This window comes from Pseudoalteromonas sp. SG45-3, from assembly GCF_014164075.1.
Taxonomy (GTDB): domain Bacteria; phylum Pseudomonadota; class Gammaproteobacteria; order Enterobacterales; family Alteromonadaceae; genus Pseudoalteromonas; species Pseudoalteromonas distincta.
The window spans coordinates 10855-35397 of record NZ_JACJEN010000002.1; the positions used below are offsets into that span (position 1 = coordinate 10855).

The window sequence follows — 24543 nt, forward strand, 5'->3', positions numbered from 1 at the left end:
TTCAGGCTCCCGGAACCACTGAAATAAATAAGAATGAAATGACACGCTTAAAGCGTGTTTTTTTATGTCTAAAATTTAGTGTGTATATTGTGGCTCATAATCCGAAGGTCGTCAGTTCACCTTTTATAAGCTCAGGCTCCCGCAACCACTGAAATAAATAAGAATGAAACGGCACGCTTAAAGCGTGTTTTTTTATGTCTAAAATTTAGTGTGTATATTGTGGCTCATAACCCGAAGGTCGTCGGTTCACCTTTTATAACTTCAGGCTCCCGCAACCACTGAAATAAATAAGAATGAAACGACACGCTTAAAGCGTGTTTTTTTATGTCTAAAACTTGATGAGTGTGGTGATTTAGCTTATAGGATAAAGATCATCTTCACTGCATGAGGCATTCACTTCTCATAAGCGCAAGCTCCCGCCCCCCTGAGATACACTTTAAAATGTTATAAACTTCTTAAAATAAATCGTTATTACTTAAAACCTTGTTTGGTTTGTGTTAAAACGGCACAAATATTTTTAGGTTGTTACAAATATGACTGAACTTTACCACTGGTTTGATTTAATAGGCATTGCGGTGTTTGCTGTATCGGGCACTTTGCTAGCGTACGAGAAAAAAATGGATGGCTTTGGGGTCGTAGTTTTAGCGACGGTAACTGCTATTGGTGGTGGTACAGTGCGAGATCTAATTTTAGATGTTCCTGTCTTTTGGTTACACGATCAAAGTTACTTTTTTGCCATACTAGCTTCAGTATTTGTTACAACGCGCCTTATAAATAAACAAAAGCCGATACCTCATTATATTTTACAAACAGCGGATGCGTTTGGTTTAGCTTTTTTTGCAGTAATGGGGGCGCAAAAAGCGCAGCTTGTTGGTATGCCCGATATGACTGCGGTAATTATGGCTGTAATTACAGGCTGCTTTGGTGGATTAATTCGAGATGTGCTTGCACGCGAAATCCCTATGCTATTAAAAGGTGAGCTTTACGCTATTACCTGTATAGCGGGTGGCACTGTTTATACGCTTGGCATTAGTTTTTCGTTAGTAACCGAAATGGCGATGGTATTAGGTATGTTAATGACCTTATTGCTTCGTTTGGCTGCTATAAAATGGCAAATCACATTACACGTTTTTAAATATCCTGACTAAACTGGTGTAATCACACCATTTACTAGGATAAGGAATGTCGTTAGCTCGTATATTTTCTCGTGCTCAAGTGGGTATAAATGCCCCAGAAGTTATTGTAGAGGTTCATCTAGGAAATGGGTTACCCGCTTTTCATATTGTAGGCCTGCCCGAAGCGTCCGTTAAAGAATCAAAAGACAGAGTGCGTAGCGCACTCGAAAACTCTCAATTTGGTTTTCCCGATCAACGAATAACCGTAAATTTAGCCCCAGCCGACTTGCCAAAAGATGGCGGCCGGTTTGATCTTGCTATTGCGGTGGGTATTTTAGTCGCCTCTGGGCAAATAGTGTGCCCTGATATTCATAAGTACGAGTTTTATGGTGAGCTTGCTCTTAATGGTGAGGTGCGTGGTGTAAACGCTATTTTACCTTCGGTACTTGCTGCAAAAGAGCAAGATCGTTGCTGCTTTTTACCTCTTGCAAACGACAGCCTAGCAAGCCTAGTTAATGGCGTTAAACGCAAAGCCGTAAGCTCTATTCAAGAAGTGTGGGGGGATTTACTTAATCAACAACCCTTACCATTAAATATAGAGTATCCCGACTGCACACAAGCCCCTGACTTTTTACTCGATTTAAGCGATGTGAAAGGTCAGCCCGGTGCAAAGCGAGTACTCGAAATTGCTGCAGCTGGCGGGCATAATTTACTATTTTTAGGTCCTCCAGGTACTGGTAAATCGATGCTGGCCCAGCGAATGGCAACTATAATGCCTACTATGTCGGACGATGAAGCTATTTCGACAGCTGCGCTTTACTCTATTATTGGGCAATCCATAGATTTAACTAATTGGCGACAGCGGCCATTTCGTAATCCACACCATACTTGTTCAGCTGTTGCCTTGGTGGGGGGCTCTTCGAATCCCAAACCTGGTGAAATTTCTCTGGCACATAACGGTGTGCTCTTCTTAGATGAGTTACCGGAATTCGAGCGTAAGGTGCTTGATTCACTGCGTGAGCCAATGGAAACCGGTACGGTTACTATTTCACGTGCAGCTAGGCAAATGGAGTTTCCGGCGCAGTTTCAGCTTATTACAGCATTAAACCCAAGCCCAACGGGGAGCCATACTGATAAGCGGGCAACTCCCGATCAAGTTATGCGTTATTTATCACGCGTGTCGGGGCCTTTTATTGACCGTATTGATTTGCAAATAGAACTACCTCGTCTAACGAGCGTTGAACTACAAAGTACCAAACCAGAGGAAACCAGTGCTGAGGTTAGAGCAAGAGTTGAGGCTGCTTATTATGTGCAGCTAAAACGCCAAGGTAAGGTTAATGCGAGACTTAATAATAAAGAAATGAGTGTGCACTGTGAACTTGCGCCTGCAGAGTTGCAATTTTTAGCTAGAGCAAGCGAGAAGTTGTCTTTATCGCCACGCTCTTACCATAGAGTAATTAAGGTGGCGCGGACTATTAGTGATTTAAAAGGCGCTGAAAACATTAGTTTAAATGAGCTTAAAGAAGCACTTAATTACCGCGCATTTGAGCGCCTTATTGCGCAATTAACTAAGTATTAAATAGAAAGCATATAGCCTTTACCGCGTACGGTAACGATGCGTTTTTGATCTTTTTCGTCATTTAATTTTTTACGTAAACGACCAATAAGCACATCAACAGTACGATCGTTTGGGCTCCAATCGGGCTGGCCTATTTCTTCTGATATTTTTTCACGGGATGTGGCTTTACCTGCATTACTAATTAAGCAAATAAGCACTTTATGTTCGGCTTCAGTTAAGCGTGACTCAACGCCCGCAGCAGTAATTAATGTGCGGTTATCAGGATGAAGCTTAAAGTCAGCATATTCTATAAACTCTTCGCTTTCGTCGTCTTCTAGGTTAACTGCAACACGCTTATAGAGCGCGCGCATGCGAAGTTCTAACTCAAGTAAATCGACGGGCTTACAAATATAGTCATCAGCACCTTGTGCAAGACCTGCAATACGATCGGCTTGGGAGTCACGACTCGATAATACAATAACGCCAATATCGGTCAGTGTGTTTAATTCTTTTGCGAGCTGAAGCCCGTCGCGCTTTGGTAAGACAATGTCAATTATGGCTAATGATATAGCACCGCGCAGGTTTACCCGCTGCCTTACAATGTTAAGTGCATCAGCGCCAGTGGGGTCTACCTCTATTGTAAATTCGGTATCTGCAAAGTGATTTTGGATGCGTTTAACGAGTAGTTCATCGTCTTCAACCAATAAAACATTAATAGCCATAGTACTTTATTTTGAATGCTTATAGCTCTGTATGGTAGCACCATTAGGTAAATGCTGAGAAGGGGGTTTATTAGTTTTAAGTAACTTAATATTTCAAAGGTGTATAAGACGTTATTAGAGGATGAGGTTAGCACCTTTAGACTAATTAAAAGGTGCTAAATAATTAATTCTACTATTAATAAATCTGTATTAAGTCGTTATTTTAAAGGTTCAGGCTCAGTCATTTTTATACATCGAGTCCCACCATTGAGGCTCGTTTTTTAGCTTTTTATCAAAGTATGCGAGCATAGTGTTCCACCAATCAAATCGTTTGTCGCGTGCAAAAATTTGATGGTCGGCGCCTTTGTATTCGATTAACTCTACGTCCTTATTAAGCAGTTTAAGTGCAGTGTACATTGTTAAGCTTTCGCCAACAGGTACATTGGTATCGCTATCACCATGAAGAAGTAGCATAGGTGTTGTTACTTTGTCGGCATGAAATACAGGGCTATGTTGGCTGTAAAGCTCAGGGTTATTCCACGGGAAGCTATTTTTTGATGCTTCGCCAGAATATAAGTAGCCCCACCAACCTTCACCCCAATACGAGGTAATATTAGAAATACCCGCATGAGCTATTGAAGCACTAAATATATCGGTTTTAGTTGCCAATAACATGGTCATGAAGCCACCGTACGATGCCCCTAAGTTACCTACTTTTTTACTATCAACATAGTTGTATTTATTTAAAAAGGCTTGTGTGCCTTCGATAATATCATCTGCGGTGTAGTCGCCCCAGGCATTAACATGCTGCGCTGAAAACTTTTGTCCAAACCCTGTTGCGCCAGTAGGTTGCACTACATAAACAACGTAGCCATTTTCTGCCCATAAGTTAAACGGGTAACGACCTGTAAAACCACGCGTAACTGGTGAAGTACCGCCGTAGTAATACACGAGCGCTGGGTGCTTTTTAGTTTTATCTAAATTGCTTGGAATGTAAACACGGCCCGTTATTTCAACCCCATGTTTATTTTTAAAATTAAACTCTTCTAATGTAGGGAGTCGTGTATTTGCATAGCTACTTGGTTTTGAATCCCATATTAAATCTGTTTTATTTTTACTTACGTTCAGGCGCTTTAGTTGTTGTGGTGTTAAAGCGTTAGTGCCACTTAATAAAATATCGGTATTACGGTCGTGTGAGTAACTAAATTGTTCAACAATATCCAATCCTGTATTTAACTTTTTAAAGCGCTGTTTACTTAAATCAAATAGGTAAAGTGGTTGAGTGTCTTGCTCTGTTACTTTAATGAGCGCATCGCCGTTTTCTAAAACGTGTAGTTGGCCAATAGCGGGGTCGAATTGTTTACTGAGTGTTTTTACGTTTTTACCGCTTTCAGTAAGTAGGTAAAGTTGCCCGTCGTAGTTATTAGCAAGCATTGCTTTTGGTAGTGCTCTGCCTGCGTCATTTTTAAAGTCCGGGCCTGCAACTACATAAATATCTTTATTTGCGTATTTGGCTAAATTAAACGTTTTGAATTTACCAAGCGATGAAAGCTTGTTTGATTTTAAATCGAGTTCGGCTAACTCTGTTTCAGGGTGGGTTGATGCCTGCATTGCCATTACTGGGCGGCTCATTAATACTTTGCCACGGTTACTATTTGAATCTTCAAGGCTGTAAGAAAGAGGACCTTGGCTAAGTGCTTTTGTTAAACCACTTTTAGTATCAAGCATATAAATTTGGCTGGTGGTACGTGCATACGACCAGCGATCTTGTAGACCTTTATAGTGCTTGGTTAAGCTGTTAGTGCTCTCAGGTGATTTAGACCAGCTAAACAAAAGACTGGTGTCGTTATAAAAGGTAAAGCCATTAGCTCCTTCTAAATCGTTTGCTAATGTTTTTATTGAGAGGTTTTTACGGTTAAGTTGTTTAAGCTCACCATTTAACAAATACACTAAATATTGGTTATCTGGACTCCAAATAATGTTACTTGGTTGGCCTGCTTCAAAGCGATAAAGCGTTTGATTGTCTGAATCTTTAAGTACAGTAACTGTATTTGCTTGATTTTGTGTTTTATCGCTATAAGTGCGAGTGGTAGTAACGTACTGCTTGGCATTAGGTGCGAGTGATAATTGGCTAATGGTAGGAGCATCAAACAGTTGTTTTGCAGATAAACGTTTTATGTGTGAAGTGCTGAGCGTAATTTTATCAATGTCGCTCTTTGGAGCAAAATCAAGCGTTACATCGTGCCAATTAGCTACTTGCTGGGCTACTATTAAAACAGTGTGAGTACTGTTATTTAAAGTTAACTTATAGCTATTTTTATCGCCTGTTTGTAGTTCGCCATTAATAAATAACTGCCCTTGCTCAATCCCTTTTAAGGTAAGCGTACCTTGCGTAAAGCGGGTTGTTTCAATATTAAATTTTAGTGCCTGTAACCCACCTAAAGTGAGCGCATTGATTTTATTAAACGGTTGCCAGTTTTGTTTTTTCCCAAATACAGAAAAACTATCTGTGTCTGCTTGTAGTTGTGGCAATAGGTTGTTAATAATCGCACTGCCATGAGGTGTCTGAAAAGGCTTTAACTGCATATCTTCGGCAAGTGGGCCGATAAACTGAATTTTTGATTTATCCAATGGTGCCGCTATTGCAGCAAAGCTTAAGCTGCTAAGCGTTAAAAGAGCTGCTGCGTACTTAAATAGCTTATTTTGATGACACCATGGTGCGCTAAATTTCATTATTATGCCTATTATTATTGGAAGTTTGGCCAAATATAGCATGTATTGTTACCATGCTCACATATCCAATATAGAGGAGAGAAAGTGACTTTACTGATAGTTTATATGGTAGTGGCGATTGTTATTTCGTTTTTATGTTCTGTGATGGAGGCTGTGTTATTAAGTATTTCGCCCAGCTATGTTGCATCACTTAGAAAAAAACACCCTGAGCTTGCTAAACAGCTCGAAAAGCTTAAAAACAATATAGATCAGCCTTTAGCTGCTATTTTAACTTTAAATACAGTTGCCCATACTGCAGGTGCAGCGGGAGTTGGTGCACAAGCGGCTGTCGTTTTTTCCGATGCGGCTGTAGGTATTGCATCAGCCATCATGACATTTCTTGTATTAATTCTTTCTGAAATTATACCTAAAACCTTGGGGGCTAATTACTGGCGAGCTTTAACCCCAAGTGTTACCTACGCTTTGCGTTTTTTAGTTATATCGCTAAAGCCTTTTGTATGGTTTGCTCAAAAGCTAACAAATTTAATGGGTCCAAAGCACGATGAGGCTTACTATATTCGTCAAGAGATAGAGGCAATGGCAGATATAGGCACGGAGTCGGGAGCATTACACCAAGATGAATCTGATATTATCCGTAATTTGTTGCATTTTAAGCATGCAAAATTATGTGATTTAATGACGCCGCGAACTGTTATTTTCAAAATCCATAAAGATTTAACAGTTAATCAGTATTTAAATGAACATGGGTCGTCATCGTTTTCTAGAGTGTTGGTATTTGATAAAGATGCCGATGATATCGTTGGGTTTGTGCATAAAAACGATATTATGCTGGCATTTCACCGCTTAGGCACCGATTACAAAATTAGCAAATTGATTAAGCCTATTTATACCGTACCAACTTCTCAGAACGTATCGTCGTTACTGCAAACTCTTTTAACAAAGCGCACGCATATATGCCTAGTTGTAGATGAGTACGGTGACGTGCAAGGTATTGTAACGCTAGAGGATATGATTGAAGCTTTAATGGGGCTAGAGATTGTAGATGAGCGTGACCAATCTACTAATATGCGCGCAGTAGCAAGGCAGCGTTGGCACAAACGTTTAGCAAGTAGTGCGCATATAGTCAGTGAAGAAGATAAACACACTCGGGGTGATAATTAGTTAACCAGCCCCGATTAAATATTAATACCGCTTTAAGCGGGGCTGCCATCAGTTTTCAGCCAATCTTTAGCCCAAGATATAAATTCGTTTTGTGGTTTAGGACGACTAAATAAAAAACCTTGTATGGCTAGTTTTCTTTTATAGTGCCTTAAATAAACGAGCTCTTCTGGGCGCTCAACACCTTCTGCCACTAAATCTAAATTATCTTTACTCGTAATGTTAAATAACGAACTTACAACCACTTGAGAAAATAAATCTGTTTCTATATGGCTAATGAGTGAGCGGTCTATCTTAATTTCAGTAAAAGGAAGGTTTCGAAGTTGATTCATATTAGTAAAACCAACACCAAAGTCATCTAGCGATATACCAAAGCCGTGCATTCTTAATCTGTTTAGTGTTTCTAATTGCATGAGGCTTGAGAGTGCATGTTGTTCTGTTATTTCTATAATTATATTACTAGGCGTGAGTTGATTTAGTTCTAATATGAGTAGTAATTTATTAGGACAGTTTAGGTCGTCGAGCTGAGTTGGCGATAAGTTAAATGCCATCTTAAAATCATGACCTAGTTGCGCTTTCATATTTTTGAATTCGCTGGTGGCCTTTTCAAAAAGAGAAAATGTAATTTGATTAATTAAGTTATGTTGCTCGGCAATACCTATAAAACGGTTAGGTAAAATAATATTGCCGTCTTTACTTGATAGAATACGCGCTAATACTTCAACGCTCTCAATTCTATTGTTATCAGCGTTTATTTTTGGTTGATAAAAAGGCGTTATTTCATCATTTTTTAATGCTTCAATAAGCTCATCTTTTGAAATGGCTGACTCTTTTAATAAAGTGTGGCTGTTTAATTGCGCCACTTTAATAAGTAACCTACTAACCTGAGACAGTTGCACTGGCTTTGAAATATTACCAATGAGGTGAGCGTTATGTTGTTTCGCGAGATTGGCAGCTAAGCTAATAACTTTATGGTCCATTTCAGAAACAATTATAATACCGCCTTGATAATGTAACTCTCCTAAGTGGCGGATTAGTTCCATGCCGTCCATTTCGGGCATATTGAGATCAGTAAAAATAGCATCAAAGTAGTTGATATCCTCTTTAACTTTTTCAAGAGCTTCTTTTGCATTCAGGCACGTAGTTATAGTGTTAGACATACCCAATTCGTTAAGTATAGCTTCCATAACGATCAAAATTGCTTTTGAATCGTCAACAACTAAAATATTAGGCACTATTTTGTCCACTGTTATCCCTTTCAATGTATCGCTTGGAGTTACTATAAAAGTAGTAGTGTTTTTTTATTTTGTCAGTATCAAATACTTTTATTTTGAAAATAGTTACCTAGCACCTTCACTCGTGTTTTTAAGCTGATTAGGTATACTAGCGCCATTATTTTAAACGGTCTTAATTATGATAAGAATAGATCTTACTTTAGCCGAGCAACCATTTTCGCTTATGGTGTCTGGGCAAAAAATTGTGCAGGTATTTCACGCGCAACAAGCCATTACCTTTGATAACCCTCGTGAAAACTACTATCAGTTTACTTACGACAATAAAAAAATAGGTATCGATACAGGGGCAGTCGAAGAGCAAAGCATTTCGCTTTTTGTAGATGATCAATTTGCAACACAACTTGCGCTACCAGCACCTACAAATGGCTCACCTAAAAAAGGCTTTTTAGGGCTAGCTGCATTAGGTTTTAAGCTTTTTAAAAGCGCTAAGGTAATTAAAGTAGTGCTTGCAGGGGCTTCTGTTGCTGGCTATGCGTGGCTATTTAGCATCGAATTTGCGCTGATGCTTATTGCGTGTTTAGTAGTACATGAATATGGGCACGTAAGAGCCATGAAATACTTTGGCATAAAAACCAAAGGTATTTACCTTATTCCCTTTGTAGGCGGGCTTGCTGTAAGCGACGATAAAATAACAACTCGCTGGCAAGATGTGGTTATATCATTAATGGGTCCTGCATTTGGCTTATTCACCTCTGTACTGGGCGTGGTTTTGTATTACGCCACGGAGATGGACATTTTTGCAGGTGTTGCGGTATTAAGCGCACTACTTAACTTATTTAACCTACTACCCATTTTACCCCTTGATGGCGGACATGTATTGAAAAGTATCAGCTTTTCTATGCGCTCTTGGGTTGGTTTAAGTGTGTGTTTACTCGGTGTGTTATTTGGCTTATGGCTTAGTTATACATTTGGTTTAATGTTACTGGTATTCTTTTTGTTTGTAGGTGCGCTGGAAATTGTATTTGAATGGCGAGGCCGACATTACTCCCATTTAATGCCACTAGATAAATATGGCCAAGGCTTTTCAGCAGTTATGTATGCAATTGTAGTAGCTGGGCATGTAGCTGTAATGATGCACTTTGCCGATTCAGAAAATCCAATATTGAGCCTGCCGATGACTATTTTATCGAGCTAGCAATAATAACAGCATGGTAGCTCAAATCTCGCTCACTATGCTGTTTTTTGTACGTTGCTTTTAAGGTTTTTGTGCATTTGTTGTTTAGAAAGGAAGCTGTCGCTCAGTAAAGTGGGCGTTTAACAGGGGCAATTACGCTTGCCCAACCACTCTGAATAAAATTAATTGTGTTTATTTTAGCTTGTGTGGCGATAGCAAGATGTTAGTTTTGATTTGTTTCTTAATGGGGGAATTGATATGGTACTATCCCTCAGAATGAAAAATAACAATAAGCCGTGAGCTGATAAAATTATGGATGATGCGATAAAACAACAAGTAAATCAAAGCACAGGGGAATCTTTATTGTACACGCTTTATTGGTTAGCCTTTTTTGTACTGGTGCTCCCAATGGCCTCATACTTGATTATTTTTTTATCGGGTGGTGGGGCATTATTGTTAAATGACCTTACACATTTAGAGCAACTAGATTCGAATCCCGGCTTAGTTTTTATATCTACCTTCCTCACTGCTGTACTTACACTGCCATTTTTAAAGCCTACTCTTGATGCGCAAAATAAAAGCGAAGTTATTGGGCGCTTAGCAATAAAAAAAGTGGCTCTTTTTCCTTTAATCATCACAATGTTATTAACAGCGGCTTACGTTTTATTGGAACAATGGCTTTTTGGTTTTATGGAAGTCGCCTTGCCAGATTTTATGTTAGAAGTTGAAGCACAAACAAATTCGCTTTTAGCCAAAATTATGCTGCTTTTAGCAGTAGTACTTATTGGGCCTATATATGAGGAGGTGATTTTTCGAGGAGTGGCATTCTATAGGCTGAAAAAAACCGCTTTAGGAGTCAGTGGCGCAATTATTATCTCAAGTATTGTGTTTACATTGATACATGGGCAGTATGATCAAGTTGAAATTTTTATTTCTCTGTTTGTATTTTCTTGCTTGGTGGGGTTAATTCGTCATTTATCGGGTAATCTGTGGTATTGCATTATCGCTCACATGATCTGTAATTTATTAGCACTAGGTGAAATTATTTGGTGATATTAAATTACTTACCAGTTAGCTTTATTTTCTTGCTTAGTTCTTTTTGGTTTGCAGCTAGCAAGCGCGAAATAAAATCGCGCCTATTTATTACCAAAATACTTACGGATAAAAACTTAGCATCAATGCAATGAACACCCCTGTAATAAACAACTGCACAACACAAAACCCCATAATATCTTTTGCTTTTAGGCCTGCTATAGCCAATACGGGTAGTGCCCAAAAAGGTTGAATTAAATTAGTCCACGCATCGCCCCATGCTACAGCCATTGCAACGCGCGATATATCGGCGCCTAGCTCTTGCGCTGCGGGTATAACAATAGGCGCTTGTACTGCCCATTGGCCGCCGCCAGAGGGTACAAACATATTAACGAGTCCTGCACTTATAAAACTAAAAAATGGCAAGCTATCAGCATCTGCAACGGCAATAAAGCCACGTGATATCTGTTGTGCTAATCCGCTATCAACCATTACCGCCATAATGCCAGCATAAAAAGGAAATTGAATAACAATGCCAGCCCCGCTTGGAATTGCTTGTTGCAGACTGTTAAGTAAATTATGGGGTGTTTGATGCAGCGTAATAGCTAAAAACAAAAATACGGCAATAACGCTATTAAGGTTTAAGTTTCCGCCAGTAATAAAGAAGTAATAGCCTAAATATGCCAAACCTAATAAGCCAATTGTCATACCGAGTAGTTTACTTTGTTCCAAATGTTGGGCAGGTCTGGTTATTGTTGTGGGCTTAGGTGTTGTCTCTTGTAAAAGAGCTGGGTCGATATATACGCTTTCTTGCTCGCTTGGCAGCATATAGCGATTAACGAGCGGCATAATAATGAATAAACCAACTAATATGGCTATATTAAAGCCCGCAAATAAGGTGTGCTCTGTACTAATAATACCAATGCTGGCTTCTGAAAAGTGGCCATCGGTTGCGATAGTTAAAGGAATCGAACCGGCTAATCCGCCATGCCATACAACAAAACCTGAGTAAGCGCTGGCTACTAATAATCGATAATCAACACGAGTATGTTTAGCAATTGCCTTGGCAAAAAGGGCACCAATAACTAAGCCAAATCCCCAATTTATCCAGCTCGCTAAAAGCGAAATAAGCGTTACTAATATAATTGCTTTAGGTGCGGTGCTTGCAAATGTTGCTAGTTTTTCTAATAACTTACTTATAGGTGGTGTACTTGCCAGCATATAGCCTGTAATTAACACTAGTAGCATTTGCATAGCAAAACTTAATAAGTTCCAAAAACCACCTCCCCACGCTTGTAATACTTCAATGTTGGTTGCGGTTGTAAATAAGCTCGCACTGACAAGAGTAATTATTGTAAGTAAAATTACAAATATAAAAGGGTCGGGAAGATAGCGCTCTACAATTTTAGTAAAAGGGCGGGCTATTTTATTAAGCATAAGCACAACTGTTTTGGTTATTATTTTAACGCTAATTAATCATGAAAAATCACCATTGGCAAACAGCATTTAGTCTTATATTTGCGGTTAAAAGCTTAAACATTGCTTAAAAGCATCGCTTACAGTAACGTACTGTTTATAGATAATTTACTAACGAAGACTTTGTATTATGCCGGTGATATTTAAAAGGCTAGCGTTACTTGTTCGCGCTCATATAGATCAGTTGAGTTGGCAAGCAGTGGCATTAGCTATTTTGACTCATATGCTATTAACATGGAGCTTACTATTTATAGCGAATGAGAAAGCGTTAACCTCGCTTACTACCTTTTTTTACTATTACACAGTAACAACATCAACAGTGGGATATGGTGACTTTAGTCCAACTACTGATCTTGGTCGTTGGGTGGTTGCATTAATACAAATTCCATTTGGTTTAGCTTTATTTGGTGTCTTGCTAGGAAAAGCAGGACAGACAGTTACTTACTTAATTAGGCGCGCTATGACTGGTGATAAAAACTTTGCCCACAGTAACCACCATATTATTATTTTTGGTTGGCACGACACTCGTACAAAAAAGATGATTGATTACATTTTGGCAGATACGAAGCGAACCGATCGTCGTATTTTACTCGCGGTAACCGAGCAAATGGATCATCCTTTTTTAGCTAACGAAAGCGTCGATTTTGCACGTTTAACTAGTTTTACAAACATAGGAGAGTTAGAGCGTGTAGCTATTCGCCGTGCCGATAAGGTGATTATTGATGGGCAAGATGACGACCAAACATTTACAACAGCCCTGCGCATTAGTCGCTTAGTAAAAGATGATTGTCATATAAGTGCTCACTTTTTGGATGAAACCAAAGTTGAGATGATGTTAGAGCATTGCCAAAATGTAGAGTGTAGTAGTGCAAAATCAGCTGAGATACTCGTACGCTCAATGCAAGATCCAGGTTCGAGCCGTGTGCAAGAGGAGCTGCTATCTACTTTGCACGGCGATACACAATTTAGTTTGAAAATACCAGGCGGCTGCAAAGATATGGAGTTTGGTACTTTGTTTCATCATTTTAAGCTTGAGCATGATGCAATACTGTTGGGTGTTGCTCATAATTTAAGTGCGCAAAATATGGATTTAAATCCACCATTAGATTACAAAGTAAGTGAAGGCGATATTCTGCACTATATATCGGTAGATCGAGTATTAAGTAGTGAAGTAGACTGGTCGAGCCTAGAAAAATAATGAATGAAGTTGTATTTTTAATTGTTGTTTTAAGTGCTTATATATTACCTGTCGTTATTGTACTCAACAGTAGGCGTACACAGGGTCATGAAAAGAATGGCTGGCTAATGGGAATAATTATATTTTCTTGGTTAGGGTTAATGATGTACTTTGCCATTGTGCCCAAGTATGGGCACAAAAAGAAAAAGGCCAAATAGAGTAGTTGGCCTTTACAGCCGCTTTTACTGGCGTAACTACTCTTCTAGTTGCTTAATTTTATGCTCAATTAAAGGATCGTCAGGTACAAGTTGTTGAGCAACTTCTAATAACTGAATGGCATCATTAGGATGCTCATCTTGATGCTTGAGGGCAACATCTATTAATGGCTGAATATCAATTTTTGCCTGATGTTCCTGTACGTGAACTTCTTTTTCATCAATCAAAATATTATGAGCTTTGCTTAATAGTGTTTGACGGTGAGCTGAGTTTACATTCGCTTTATTAAGGCTTTTGTAATAATCCTCTTTAAAACGTAAGGTTTTAGTTTGCAGACGAAACTGCGCAATATCAATTTGCTGATGCTGGATAAAATCGACGGCTACTTGCTTATAAAATCCAAACTTATTCAAATATGTGGCATGTGTGCCATGTCCCATACCAAATACTCGTAAGTGAGTTAACTGCTTATAGCGCTTAGCGTGCATTCGGTCTATACGATTAGTAGGATCGTAAATAATATAGCCTTGGGCATCTCCTAAATCTAGATCGTGATAATCTTGCTCCCAATCAAACTGCTGAGCTATATCGGTACTAGAGCGGTCATCCCACGGTACTAATTCTTTATTTTTAGTACTTACCGGATGGAAGAACAACACCTGATTTAGCTTTAATAGTTTAGCAAAAGCGCCAACAGCAAATCCGCCACGACTTAAACCATAGCCAAGTCGACAATTAAACGGCGTAAGTAATGTTGATAATTGCTCGAGAAAAAAGATTAAATTACGATTACGAAACCAATTACTTTTACCTAAATGCTGAAAAGCGATTACGTTTACGTTTTGTTTTTGAGCTAAGTGATAACCCCATGGTGCAAAATCAGGGTGAAGATCTTGCTCTTGCACGTTAGTGCCAGCAGGGGAGAAGGTAAAAAGCAGGGGTTTATTAACGTCAACAAAATCATACTTAACAAATACATCGCCGAGTAAGTCACTACCCGTCATGGGTAATTGAGTTTGTTGCTCATTGCGCGGGAGAGTTAACCATTCATCTAACCAATACAGTAATTTCATTAATCCTCCAGCTATAAATCAGCGTAGATCATATCAAACTCAATGAAATCAGGTCAAACCGAGAGGGCGTTACTGCGCCATTTTGATTATTTCATCCCAGTCATTTTTAGTAACAGGCATTATTGATAATCGTCCGCCTTTTTTAAGTGCTATTTCGGTAATATTATTATTCGCTTTAATATCTTTAAGGCTAACCAACTTGTTTAAATGGCTTTGGTAAGTAACTTCAACAGCAACCCAGCGTGGTTTATCGCTGGTGGCTTTGGCATCGTAATAGTCGCTGCTTAAATCAAACTGAGTAGGATCTGGGTAAGCTTCGTGTGTCACTTCGGCAATACCCGCTACGCCTACGTGTTTACAGCTTGAATGATAAATCAAGACTGAGTCACCAACTTTAACGCCATCACGCATAAAGTTTCGCGCTTGGTAATTACGCACGCCTTCCCAAAGTGTAGTTTGTTTTGGTGCATTTTTTAAATTATCAATCGAAAAGGCATCGGGTTCGGTTTTAAAAAGCCAGTAAGCCATAACAGTAGTCCTAACAAATATTTACTTCCCACTATTGTATAGTATCATTTGGTTACTAGGGTAATGAGGAAGAAATAATGAGCCAAGTATTAGATGATTTATTGTCGTTGTTAACACTTGAAGAAATTGAGCAAGGTTTATATCGAGGACAAAGCCAAGATTTAGGCTTTGGTGCTGTGTTTGGCGGTCAAGTTATGGGGCAGGCGCTTTCTGCCGCTAAAGAAACCCTACCTGAGGGGCGTATAGTTCACTCATTGCATTCTTACTTTTTACGCCCAGGCGATCCAGCTAAACCTATAGTTTACGACGTAGAAACTATTCGCGATGGAAAGAGCTTTAGTACTCGCCGAGTAAAAGCGATTCAGTACGGTAAGCCAATTTTTTATATGACAGCGTCATTCCAGGGGGAAGAAAATGGTTTGTCGCATCAAGCAACAATGCCTGATGTACCTGCACCTGAAGAGTTACGTTCATCGCTTGAGTTTTATCAAGATAACGCTTCGCATATCCCTGAAGTCATCCGTAATAAGTTTACGCGTGAAATGCCAATTGAAATGCGACCAGTTACTTTTCATAACCCGTTTAAACCAGAAGTTATGGAGCCGGTAAAGCATATTTGGTTTAAAGCTAATGGTGAAATGCCGGACGATCAGCGCATCCACAATTACTTATTAGCGTACGCCTCTGATTTCGAGTTTTTACCAACAGCATTGCAACCCCATGGTGTATCGTTTATGCAGCCAAATATGCAGGTAGCTACTATTGATCATGCAATGTGGTTTCATCGCCCATTTAGAATGGATGATTGGATTTTGTATTCAATTGATAGTCCAAGTGCGAGTAATGGATGTGGTTTGGTACGTGGACAGTTTTTTGATCGCCAAGGCAACTTAGTTGCCTCAACAATGCAAGAAGGGGTTATGCGCCAGCGCTAACCGCCTTCTTTAGATATAGTACTAGTTACACTGATCTTGTACTATATCGCTGATTGACTGCCAGACGCGTGCTGGCAGTAATGTTTTAAGGTGTGCGTAGGTTTCGCATAGTTGTGTACTGCCTACTAAACCTTTATCACCCTCTGTTATTAATGACTCGCCACGTAAGTTTTCAATAAAACTAACAAGTACTTTTTTATCAAAAAACTCAGGTGTTTTAATACCATGCAGTGTACCTAAACGCTGTGCAAGCACTTGGCTCTCTCGTTCTAATTCTGCTTTTTCAATACCATCACTTGTTTGAATAAAACCAATTACAATAGCGTATCGTTGCAGAGTAAAGCTAAGCGCTCGTCCAAGCATTTCTAGCTTAGCTAAGCAGTCATTACTGTTCGTTATATGAATGTTATCGCCATCAAACTCAATTAAATTTTGATCAGCAAAATTAGCTAAAATACGCGTTATATAGTTTTCATCAAGAGGCTGTAAGTACCATTCTTTAGCAAATAACGGATAAAACGTTTTTACAAGTTGCTGGCATTGCTCAATAGTTGTGCTGTGTTGTTTAAATAGATGTAGTGCAATTAAGCTTGGAACTGCAAACAAGTGCAATATGTTGTTTCGGTAGTAGTTAAACAATACCTTTTCTTTATCGCTAATAGTAATAATTTCGCCAAATTCATCACTTATAACTTCAAACTTATTAAGCTTTAATGCATGCGTTAGTAATTGCTCTGGTGTTTCGTCTGGGGCTGTTACTTTATCGCTGTAGCTGGCGTCGCGTTGTAAGCGTAGATAAAAATCAAGTTGTGCTAATAGCTTTGGTTTACTCAATGCTTGTTTATCGTTAACCAGCAATATCATCGCTAGTAAGTTAACCGCATTAAGCGCCGCTGCATTATTAATTTTAACCATTACTTGGTCAGCAAGTCTAGTCACTTGTGGTGCTAACCATTGTGGCTTCTGTACATCGGTAGGATGTATTGAGTCACGCCAATCAGGTTGGTTATCATTTAAATATTGGTTAATGGAGATTGGATCACCAAAGTTTAAATTACCACGACCGTAGTTTTTAAGGTTTTTGATTGCCTTAAAAATTCCAAAAATAGATTCGCCTTTTTTATCTTTTCCATCCAGCTCTTTAAGATAGGTGTTAATTTCCATTACGTGCTCGTAGCCAATGTATACAGGAACGATAGATATTGGTCTGTCTATTCCACGTAGCATTGCTTGTAATGTCATTGATAGCATACCCGTTTTAGGTGGAAGCAGACGCCCAGTTCTACTTCGACCGCCTTCTGTATAAAACTTAACAGAGTAACCTTTAATAAATAACTGGCTTAAATACTCTTTGAATATGGCAGAGTAAAGTTTATTGCCTGCAAACGAGCGACGAATGAAAAATGCGCCTGAGCGTCTAAATATGCCTCCGGCAGGAAAAAAATTAAGATTTACGCCTGCAGCAATATGTGGCGGCACTAAACCTAAATGATAAATAGAGTAGGTAAGTAGTAAATAATCCATATGGCTGCGATGGCACGGCATATAGATAATTTCATGGCCTTTATCTGTTAGTTCATGAATTTGCTCTGCGTGCTTAATATCTATACCGTTATAAAGCTTATTCCATAACCAAGTTAAAAATCGCTCGGCCACACGTATCATTGCCTCAGAGTAATTAGCTGCTATTTCATCAAGCAGTTTAAGTGCATTTTGACGGGCTTCGGTTTGGCTAATATTTTTAGCTTTAGCTTCATCTTGAATTGCTTTTTTTATTGTTGGTGACGCTAATAATGAATTAAATAATTGCTCGCGAGAGGGCATTTTAGGACCAGTTGCTGCAAGTTTTTGACGTTTAAAGTGTACGCGTGCAACACGTAACAACTTATGGGGTAATTCACTTACGTCAGCTTTTTCATTTACTAAAAGCGATAAGTCGAGAGGCTGACTGAAGCGAATAAAGTTATCGCGACCTGAAAACAACACCACAAAAATCTTTCTAAACCAGCTAGGAGTTAGAGAGTGTGTAATTAAAGTACGTAATCCTGGCTTTTCTTTACCTGGGTCGCGTCCCCATAAAATAGTAACAGGCACCACTTGTACGTTTTGCTGACCGCTTTTTATTAAGTACTCAATAATTTGCTTGCCTTGGGCTAAAGCATTGGTTGGTTTTGCTTCATCACCAAACAGTGGTGGTGGATTTTTAATACCAATAAAACGGTCTAAATTCTGAGTCCCTAGCACTTGCTCTTCTGTTGGGCTTGGAAGGCCATTCTTTTTACAAACATGCGCCAGCGCGGCTAAATCAAAACGTGAATTTAAACGCACTATGTAAAATGTAGGGTACTCAGGGTTTAGATCATACTGTTTAATAGGATTTTTTGGCAGCACTTTGCTTTTCACAAATAAGCGGCTAAATCCAGCAGACATAACATTTAAACAATAATTAAAAATACGCATCGACTCACCATATTGAGAGTATTAAGGGCAAAATTAGCGCAACAGGATACCATAATATCTAAAAATCCCTTAGTTTGCGCAATTAAGATGTTTAGTTGTTTGTTGACTAGCATCAAAAGCATTAGTTCAAGTATAGCTATTGAACATGTATGGACGCATATTTAATCAAATTAGTATTCATTACATTGTTTCTAAATAGTTGTTGCATTTATCACCAATACCTCTATAATACGCAGGCTTTCAAAATTCCTCTGGGAACTAGAAAGGATAAATTAAGCTTGGATTTCAAGCTAATAAACAGGAGTTCCGATTTGGAACTCAACGTAGATATAATCAAACAGCCGACATCTTAAGTTTTAAGATTGTTTCGGTCGTTTTTTTATGCTCTTTTATATGCTCTTTATATTGAGGTTAAGAATGTCAAATCAACGCATTCGTATTCGCCTAAAAGCTTTTGACCACCGTTTGATTGACCAATCAACGGCAGAAATCGTGGAAACTGCGAAACGCACTGGCGCACAAGTACGTGGTCCAATCCCACTACCTACACGCTTTGAACGTTTTACTGTACTAACTTCACCGCACGTTAATAAAGATGCGCGTGATCAGTACGAGATCCGCACCCATAAACGTCTGATAGACATCGTAGAACCAACTGACAAGACTGTAGACGCGCTTATGCGTTTAGATCTTGCTGCTGGTGTTGATGTTCAAATCAGCCTGGGTTAATCGAAAGATTAGAGAGGTTTTAGGAAAATGGCATTAGGTCTAGTCGGTCGTAAAGTGGGTATGACACGAATCTTCACTGAAGATGGTGTATCTATCCCTGTGACAGTTATTGAAGCGACACCTAACCGCATTGCTCAGATCAAATCTGACGCAACAGACGGTTATAACGCGCTTCAAGTAACCGCAGGCACTAAAAAAGCAAGTCGTGTAAACAAAGCTAAAGCGGGTCATTTCGCTAAAGCTGGTGTTGAAGCGGGTCGCGGTCTGTGGGAATTCCGCCTTAACGGTGGTGAAGGCGATTTTGAAGTAGGCGCTGAGCTTACTGTTGAATTATTCAACGAAATCAACAAGGTTGACGTAACCGGTACTTCTAAAGGTAAAGGTTTCCAAGGTGGTGTTAAGCGCTGGAATTTCAGCATGCAAGACGCTACACATGGTAACTCTCTATCTCACCGTGCTCCTGGTTCAATCGGTCAAAACCAATCACCTGGTAAGGTGTTTAAAGGTAAGAAAATGGCCGGTCATATGGGTGCTGAGCGTGTAACGACTCAAAACTTAGAACTAGTTCGCGTTGACGCTGAGCGTAATTTGCTTTTAGTTAAGGGTGCAGTACCTGGAGCTATTGGCGGTGACGTTATCGTTAAACCAGCTGTTAAAGCATAAGTCCTGGAGATTTAGTGATGGAATTAGCAATTAAAGACGCTTCTGGCGGTCTTGAAGTTTCTGAAGCTACTTTTGGACGTGAGTTTAACGAAGCATTAGTACACCAAGTAGTTGTTGCATACGCAGCAGGTGCTCGTCAAGGTACTCGTGCTCAGAAGACACGTTCTGAAGTAAGCGGTGGTGGTAAAAAACCATGGGCTCAAAAAGGTACTGGCCGTGCACGTGCCGGTACAATCCGTAGCCCAATTTGGCGTTCAGGTGGCGTTAGCTTTGCAGCTAAACCACAAGACCACAGCCAAAAAGTAAACCGTAAAATGTACCGTGGTGCGATTAAAAGCATCTTATCTGAATTAGTTCGTCAAGAGCGTTTAATCGTTGTTGAAAGTTTTGCTCTAGCAGCACCAAAAACTAAAGAACTAGTTGCTAAGCTTAAAGAACTTGAGCTTAAAGATGTTCTTATCGTGACTGAAGAAGTAGATGAAAATCTTTTCTTATCGGCACGTAACCTTTATAAGGTTGACACACGTGATGTAGCTGGTATCGATCCTGTAAGCTTAATTGCTTTCGATAAGGTACTTATTACAGCCGCTGCTGTTAAGCAACTTGAGGAGGCGCTAGCATGATTCGCGAAGAACGTCTTTTAAAAGTGATCCTTGCTCCACATATCTCTGAAAAAAGCACAATTGCTGCTGAAGAAAACAATACTATTGTTTTTAAAGTAGTAAATGACGCAACTAAAGCTGAAATTAAAGTAGCAGTTGAGAAGCTTTTTGAAGTAGAAGTAACGGGTGTTCGCACACTTAACGTTAAGGGTAAAACAAAACGTACTGGCGCACGTTTCGGTCGTCGTAGCGACTGGAAAAAAGCTTACGTTACTCTTAAAGAAGGCAGCGAGCTAGACTTTGTCGGCGGCGCCGAGTAATAAGGGGATAGAATTATGGCACTTCAAAAGTGTAAGCCTACTTCTGCGGGCCGTCGTCACCTAGTTAAAGTGGTTAACTCTGATCTACATAAGGGTAAGCCATACGCACCACTTTTAGAGAAAAACTCTAAATCAGGTGGTCGTAATAACAATGGTCGTATTACGGTTCGTCATATCGGTGGTGGTCATAAACAACATTACCGTTTAATCGATTTTAAACGTACTAAAGATGGCATTCCAGCCACTGTTGAACGTTTAGAATACGATCCAAATCGTAGCGCAAACATCGCTCTTGTATTATATGCAGACGGTGAGCGTCGTTACATTATCGCACCAAAAGGCTTAAAAGCTGGCGATGCAATCCAGTCTGGTGTTGATGCACCAATCAAACCTGGTAATGCATTACCAATGCGTAATATGCCTGTAGGTTCGACTGTTCACAACGTAGAATTAAAACCAGGTAAAGGTGCTCAAATCGCACGTTCTGCTGGTGCATACGTTCAAATCCTTGCTCGTGATGGTCAGTATGTAACATTACGTCTTCGTTCAGGCGAAGTTCGTAAAGTTGAATCTGATTGTCGTGCGACTCTAGGTGAAGTAGGCAATGCTGAGCATATGCTTCGTTCACTTGGTAAAGCAGGTGCAAATCGCTGGCGTGGTATTCGTCCGACAGTTCGTGGTGTTGCCATGAACCCGGTAGATCACCCACACGGTGGTGGTGAAGGTCGTACATCTGGTGGTCGTCATCCTGTGTCTCCATGGGGTAAGCCGACTAAAGGTGCGAAGACGCGTAAGAACAAGCGTACGGATAAATTTATAGTACGTCGTCGTACTAAGTAATATTGAGGAATAGCCATGCCACGCTCTCTCAAGAAGGGTCCTTTTATAGACCTACACTTGCTGAAGAAGGTAGAGAAAGCTTTGGAAAGCGGTGAGAAAAAGCCAATTAAAACTTGGAGCCGTCGTTCAATGATCATACCTAACATGATCGGATTGACCATTGCTGTCCATAATGGTCGCCAGCACGTACCAGTTTTCGTTTCTGACGAAATGATCGGTCACAAACTAGGTGAATTTGCACCAACTCGCACTTACCGTGGCCATGCTGCGGATAAGAAAGCGAAGAAACGATAAGAGGGGAAGATAAATGCAAGCATTAGCTAAACATAAATTCGCCTCTGGTTCGGCGCAAAAAGCACGTCTAGTTGCAGATCAGATCCGCGGGTTACCTGTAGATCGCGCACTAGAAATCCTGGCGTACAGCCCTAAGAAAGCGGCTGTATTAGTTAAGAAAGTACTTGAGTCTGCTATTGCTAACGCAGAGCATAACGAAGGTGCTGACATTGATGAGCTTCGTATAACAACGATCTTTGTGGACGATGGTCCTACAATGAAACGTATTATGCCTCGTGCTAAAGGACGCGCAGATCGCATCCTTAAGCGTACAAGCCATATCACTGTTATGGTTTCAGATAGCTAGGAGTATAAGTAATGGGACAAAAAGTTCATCCTACTGGTATTCGCCTAGGTATATCTAAACCTTGGGTTTCTACCTGGTACGCGAGTTCAAAAGATTTCTCTGCACAGCTTTTTGGCGATCACAAAGTTCGTACATTCCTTACTAAGGAATTAAAAACGGCTTCTGTGTCTAAAATCGTTATTGAGCGTCCAGCAAAATCAATCCGAGTAACAATTCACACGGCTCGTCCGGGTGTTGTTATCGGTAAAAAAGGCGAAGACGTAGAAAAATTACGTCAAGCGGTAACTAAAATCGCTGGTGTACCTGCTCAGATTAATATCTCTGAAGTACGTAAACCAGAACTAGATGCACAACTAGTAGCAGACGGCATTGCCTCTCAACTAGAACGTCGTGTTATGTTCCGTCGCGCTATGAAGCGTTCGGTACAAAATGCAATGCGCATCGGTTCTAAAGGGATTAAAGTTGAAGTTAGCGGTCGTCTTGGCGGCGCTGAAATCGCACGTTCAGAATGGTATCGTGAAGGTCGTGTACCTCTACATACTCTTCGTGCTGATATCGATTACGCAACTTCTGAAGCCTTAACCACTTATGGTATCATTGGTGTTAAAGTTTGGATCTTCAAAGGCGAAGTTATTGGTGGTTTACCACTAGTACAAGAGCAAGAGAAGCCAGCTAAACGCGCACCAAAGAAAGCCAAGAAAAGTGCTAAGTAGAGGTAGCGAGTAATGTTACAGCCAAAACGTACAAAATTCCGTAAAATGCACAAAGGCCGCAACCGCGGTTTAGCGCAAAACGGTAACAAAGTAAGCTTCGGTACTTTCGGATTGAAAGCAACTGGCCGTGGCCGTATGACTGCTCGTCAAATCGAAGCAGCTCGTCGTGCTATGACGCGTCACGTGAAACGTCAAGGTAAAATCTGGATTCGTGTCTTCCCTGACAAACCGATTACAGAAAAACCTCTTGAAGTTCGTATGGGTAAAGGTAAAGGTTCTGTTGAATATTGGGTTGCTGAAATTCAGCCTGGTAAAGTACTTTACGAAATGGAAGGTGTTTCAGAAGAGCTTGCTCGTGAAGCGTTTGACCTTGCTGCTCGTAAACTGCCATTCAAAACAACTTTCGTAACTCGGACGGTAATGTGATGAAAGCTAGCGAACTAAAAGATAAAAGCGTAGAAGAGCTTAATGCTGAACTTCTAGGACTACTTCGTGAGCAATTTAATATGCGCATGCAAGCTAGCACTGGTCAGTTAGCTCAGACACACACGCTAAGAACAGTACGCCGCGATATCGCGCGTGTAAAAACAGTTATTAACCAGAAGGCAGGTCAATAATGAGCGATAAAATTCGTACTCTTCAAGGCCGTGTAATCAGCGACAAGATGGAAAAATCTTTCACTATCGCTATCGCACGTTATGTGAAGCACCCAATCTATGGGAAATTCATTAAACGTACGACTAAGTTACACGTACATGACGAAAATAACACAGCAAAAGCGGGTGACGTAGTTACTATCCGTGAATGCGCACCAATTTCTAAGAATAAATCTTGGACTTTAGTAGACGTTATTTCTAGTCCAAAACAAGCTTAATTTTTAATTAAGTTAGTTTTGTAAAAAAGCCCTGGCATTAGCCGGGGCTTTTTGTTTTCTGGAACTGCCTTGTCTTGAAACGTGTTTACACATTTAGGACTTATACCAATCCGCAATAATACTTAATCATTTTGTGATGCTAAACGTGTCGCTACCTGCTTTAAAAAATGCTCATTTAGAACAACTAAATAGCGAATTTCTGCCTAGCTATCAACACGTTTTTCCAGCCTCAAAATAGATCACTTAATTAAGCGAATTGGTATTATCTTTTTATCAGAAATACAAAAGCATGCAGGGTAGTTTTCTGGTTTGTGTCATCAACTCCGTTGTTGCTATATATTTTTTAGTATCAGAACTAGTGGCTGAATCATAAAAGTTTGATTATAAGCTTACATATCTCAGTAACTTTAATACTTGCTATAGGCATATAAGCCGTAGCGTTACTTTTCTCTTACTTTATTTCAATGTTACAGTTTTAAGGTATCGAAAATAGATATTCAAATATAACTTAATCATTCGCTTGTCTGGTTTTTTTATGTCTAAAACCTCAATTTATCGCCTTAAATGAATATTCTGGTATGATTAGCAAAT

26 protein-coding genes are annotated in these 24543 nt (G+C 39.8%); 19 read left to right on the top strand and 7 right to left on the bottom strand.

The features are described from left to right. The first annotated feature begins 533 nt into the window (after positions 1 to 533). Entirely contained in the window at positions 534 to 1148 is a 615-nt protein-coding gene (locus H5126_RS02450; RefSeq protein ID WP_007587018.1) for a trimeric intracellular cation channel family protein, read from the top strand. A 34-nt stretch (positions 1149 to 1182) separates the two neighbouring features. Further along, a complete protein-coding gene (locus H5126_RS02455) occupies positions 1183 to 2694 on the top strand; it encodes a YifB family Mg chelatase-like AAA ATPase (protein ID WP_002957914.1) in 1512 nt (503 codons plus the stop codon). On the opposite strand, the gene H5126_RS02460 is transcribed toward H5126_RS02455, so the two are convergent. Both H5126_RS02460 and H5126_RS02465 read right to left on the bottom strand, forming a co-directional pair. After that, positions 2691 to 3395, bottom strand: coding sequence for a response regulator transcription factor (locus H5126_RS02460; protein WP_002957913.1), 705 nt, complete (start codon positions 3393 to 3395; stop codon positions 2691 to 2693). The two genes, H5126_RS02455 and H5126_RS02460, sit on opposite strands and share 4 nt — an antisense overlap. Before the next feature lie 216 nt (positions 3396 to 3611). Further along, a complete protein-coding gene (locus tag H5126_RS02465; protein WP_182720348.1) occupies positions 3612 to 6107 on the bottom strand; it encodes a S9 family peptidase in 2496 nt (831 codons plus the stop codon). A gap of 84 nt (positions 6108 to 6191) precedes the next feature. Between H5126_RS02465 and H5126_RS02470 the strand changes: the two genes are divergently transcribed. Beyond that, a complete protein-coding gene (locus H5126_RS02470) occupies positions 6192 to 7268 on the top strand; it encodes a hemolysin family protein (RefSeq protein WP_002957910.1) in 1077 nt (358 codons plus the stop codon). Positions 7269 to 7300: 32 nt separating this feature from the next. Here H5126_RS02470 and H5126_RS02475 read toward each other — a convergent pair whose 3' ends face one another. Then, positions 7301 to 8512, bottom strand: a complete 1212-nt coding sequence (locus H5126_RS02475; RefSeq protein WP_182720349.1) for an EAL domain-containing protein — start codon at positions 8510 to 8512, stop codon at positions 7301 to 7303. Between the two features lie 166 nt (positions 8513 to 8678). Here H5126_RS02475 and H5126_RS02480 point away from each other — a divergent pair, with 166 nt between their 5' ends. Together H5126_RS02480 and H5126_RS02485 are read left to right on the top strand one after the other, a co-directional pair. Beyond that, on the top strand, positions 8679 to 9695 hold the full coding sequence (locus H5126_RS02480) for a metalloprotease (protein ID WP_182720350.1): 1017 nt from the start codon (positions 8679 to 8681) through the stop codon (positions 9693 to 9695). 291 nt (positions 9696 to 9986) lie between these two features. Next, a complete protein-coding gene (locus tag H5126_RS02485; protein ID WP_182695528.1) occupies positions 9987 to 10727 on the top strand; it encodes a CPBP family intramembrane glutamic endopeptidase in 741 nt (246 codons plus the stop codon). Between the two features lie 102 nt (positions 10728 to 10829). Here H5126_RS02485 and H5126_RS02490 read toward each other — a convergent pair whose 3' ends face one another. Next, a complete protein-coding gene (locus H5126_RS02490) occupies positions 10830 to 12143 on the bottom strand; it encodes a short-chain fatty acid transporter (protein ID WP_182720351.1) in 1314 nt (437 codons plus the stop codon). 169 nt (positions 12144 to 12312) lie between these two features. On the opposite strand from H5126_RS02490, the gene H5126_RS02495 reads away from it, so the two are divergent. Both H5126_RS02495 and H5126_RS02500 read left to right on the top strand, forming a co-directional pair. Then, positions 12313 to 13380, top strand: coding sequence for a potassium channel family protein (locus H5126_RS02495; RefSeq protein ID WP_182720352.1), 1068 nt, complete (start codon positions 12313 to 12315; stop codon positions 13378 to 13380). Then, positions 13380 to 13577, top strand: coding sequence for a PLDc N-terminal domain-containing protein (locus H5126_RS02500; RefSeq protein ID WP_149603303.1), 198 nt, complete (start codon positions 13380 to 13382; stop codon positions 13575 to 13577). Before H5126_RS02495 ends, H5126_RS02500 begins: the two co-directional genes overlap by 1 nt. 36 nt (positions 13578 to 13613) lie before the next feature. Here H5126_RS02500 and H5126_RS02505 read toward each other — a convergent pair whose 3' ends face one another. Next, on the bottom strand, positions 13614 to 14648 hold the full coding sequence (locus tag H5126_RS02505; RefSeq protein ID WP_182720353.1) for a cytosolic protein: 1035 nt from the start codon (positions 14646 to 14648) through the stop codon (positions 13614 to 13616). Positions 14649 to 14717: 69 nt separating this feature from the next. After that, the gene (locus H5126_RS02510; RefSeq protein ID WP_182720354.1) at positions 14718 to 15176 is read right to left on the bottom strand and encodes an EVE domain-containing protein; all 459 of its coding nucleotides are present in this window, start codon (positions 15174 to 15176) and stop codon (positions 14718 to 14720) included. A gap of 77 nt (positions 15177 to 15253) precedes the next feature. Here H5126_RS02510 and tesB point away from each other — a divergent pair, with 77 nt between their 5' ends. Further along, a complete protein-coding gene (gene tesB, locus H5126_RS02515; protein WP_002957902.1) occupies positions 15254 to 16111 on the top strand; it encodes an acyl-CoA thioesterase II in 858 nt (285 codons plus the stop codon). Positions 16112 to 16132: 21 nt separating this feature from the next. Here the strand turns inward: tesB and plsB are convergent, their stop codons facing one another. Continuing rightward, a complete protein-coding gene (gene plsB / locus H5126_RS02520) occupies positions 16133 to 18571 on the bottom strand; it encodes a glycerol-3-phosphate 1-O-acyltransferase PlsB (RefSeq protein WP_182720355.1) in 2439 nt (812 codons plus the stop codon). A 417-nt stretch (positions 18572 to 18988) separates the two neighbouring features. Here plsB and rpsJ point away from each other — a divergent pair, with 417 nt between their 5' ends. The 11 genes from rpsJ to rpsQ are packed head-to-tail and all read left to right on the top strand — an operon-like array spanning position 18989 to position 23952. Next, positions 18989 to 19300, top strand: coding sequence for a 30S ribosomal protein S10 (gene rpsJ, locus H5126_RS02525; RefSeq protein ID WP_002957900.1), 312 nt, complete (start codon positions 18989 to 18991; stop codon positions 19298 to 19300). A gap of 27 nt (positions 19301 to 19327) precedes the next feature. Next, positions 19328 to 19963: a 50S ribosomal protein L3 gene (rplC, locus tag H5126_RS02530; protein WP_002957898.1), complete on the top strand. Its 636-nt coding sequence runs from the start codon at positions 19328 to 19330 to the stop codon at positions 19961 to 19963. 17 nt (positions 19964 to 19980) lie between these two features. Beyond that, positions 19981 to 20586, top strand: a complete 606-nt coding sequence (gene rplD / locus H5126_RS02535; RefSeq protein WP_002957897.1) for a 50S ribosomal protein L4 — start codon at positions 19981 to 19983, stop codon at positions 20584 to 20586. Beyond that, positions 20583 to 20885 carry a 50S ribosomal protein L23 gene (gene rplW, locus H5126_RS02540; RefSeq protein ID WP_002957896.1) on the top strand — a complete coding sequence of 101 codons (303 nt, stop codon included), beginning with the start codon at positions 20583 to 20585 and terminating at the stop codon, positions 20883 to 20885. Before rplD ends, rplW begins: the two co-directional genes overlap by 4 nt. Positions 20886 to 20900: 15 nt before the next feature. Further along, the gene (rplB, locus tag H5126_RS02545; RefSeq protein WP_002957895.1) at positions 20901 to 21725 is read left to right on the top strand and encodes a 50S ribosomal protein L2; all 825 of its coding nucleotides are present in this window, start codon (positions 20901 to 20903) and stop codon (positions 21723 to 21725) included. A gap of 15 nt (positions 21726 to 21740) precedes the next feature. Next, positions 21741 to 22019 (top strand): 30S ribosomal protein S19, encoded by a 279-nt coding sequence (rpsS, locus tag H5126_RS02550; protein ID WP_004588689.1) that lies wholly within the window; start codon positions 21741 to 21743, stop codon positions 22017 to 22019. Between the two features lie 13 nt (positions 22020 to 22032). Beyond that, a complete protein-coding gene (rplV, locus tag H5126_RS02555) occupies positions 22033 to 22365 on the top strand; it encodes a 50S ribosomal protein L22 (protein WP_002957892.1) in 333 nt (110 codons plus the stop codon). Between the two features lie 11 nt (positions 22366 to 22376). Further along, positions 22377 to 23078, top strand: coding sequence for a 30S ribosomal protein S3 (gene rpsC / locus H5126_RS02560; protein WP_002957891.1), 702 nt, complete (start codon positions 22377 to 22379; stop codon positions 23076 to 23078). 12 nt (positions 23079 to 23090) lie between these two features. Continuing rightward, on the top strand, positions 23091 to 23504 hold the full coding sequence (gene rplP, locus H5126_RS02565; protein WP_002957890.1) for a 50S ribosomal protein L16: 414 nt from the start codon (positions 23091 to 23093) through the stop codon (positions 23502 to 23504). Then, positions 23504 to 23695 (top strand): 50S ribosomal protein L29, encoded by a 192-nt coding sequence (gene rpmC / locus H5126_RS02570; protein WP_002957889.1) that lies wholly within the window; start codon positions 23504 to 23506, stop codon positions 23693 to 23695. Before rplP ends, rpmC begins: the two co-directional genes overlap by 1 nt. Then, on the top strand, positions 23695 to 23952 hold the full coding sequence (rpsQ, locus tag H5126_RS02575) for a 30S ribosomal protein S17 (RefSeq protein WP_002957888.1): 258 nt from the start codon (positions 23695 to 23697) through the stop codon (positions 23950 to 23952). Before rpmC ends, rpsQ begins: the two co-directional genes overlap by 1 nt. Positions 23953 to 24543: the final 591 nt, after the last annotated feature.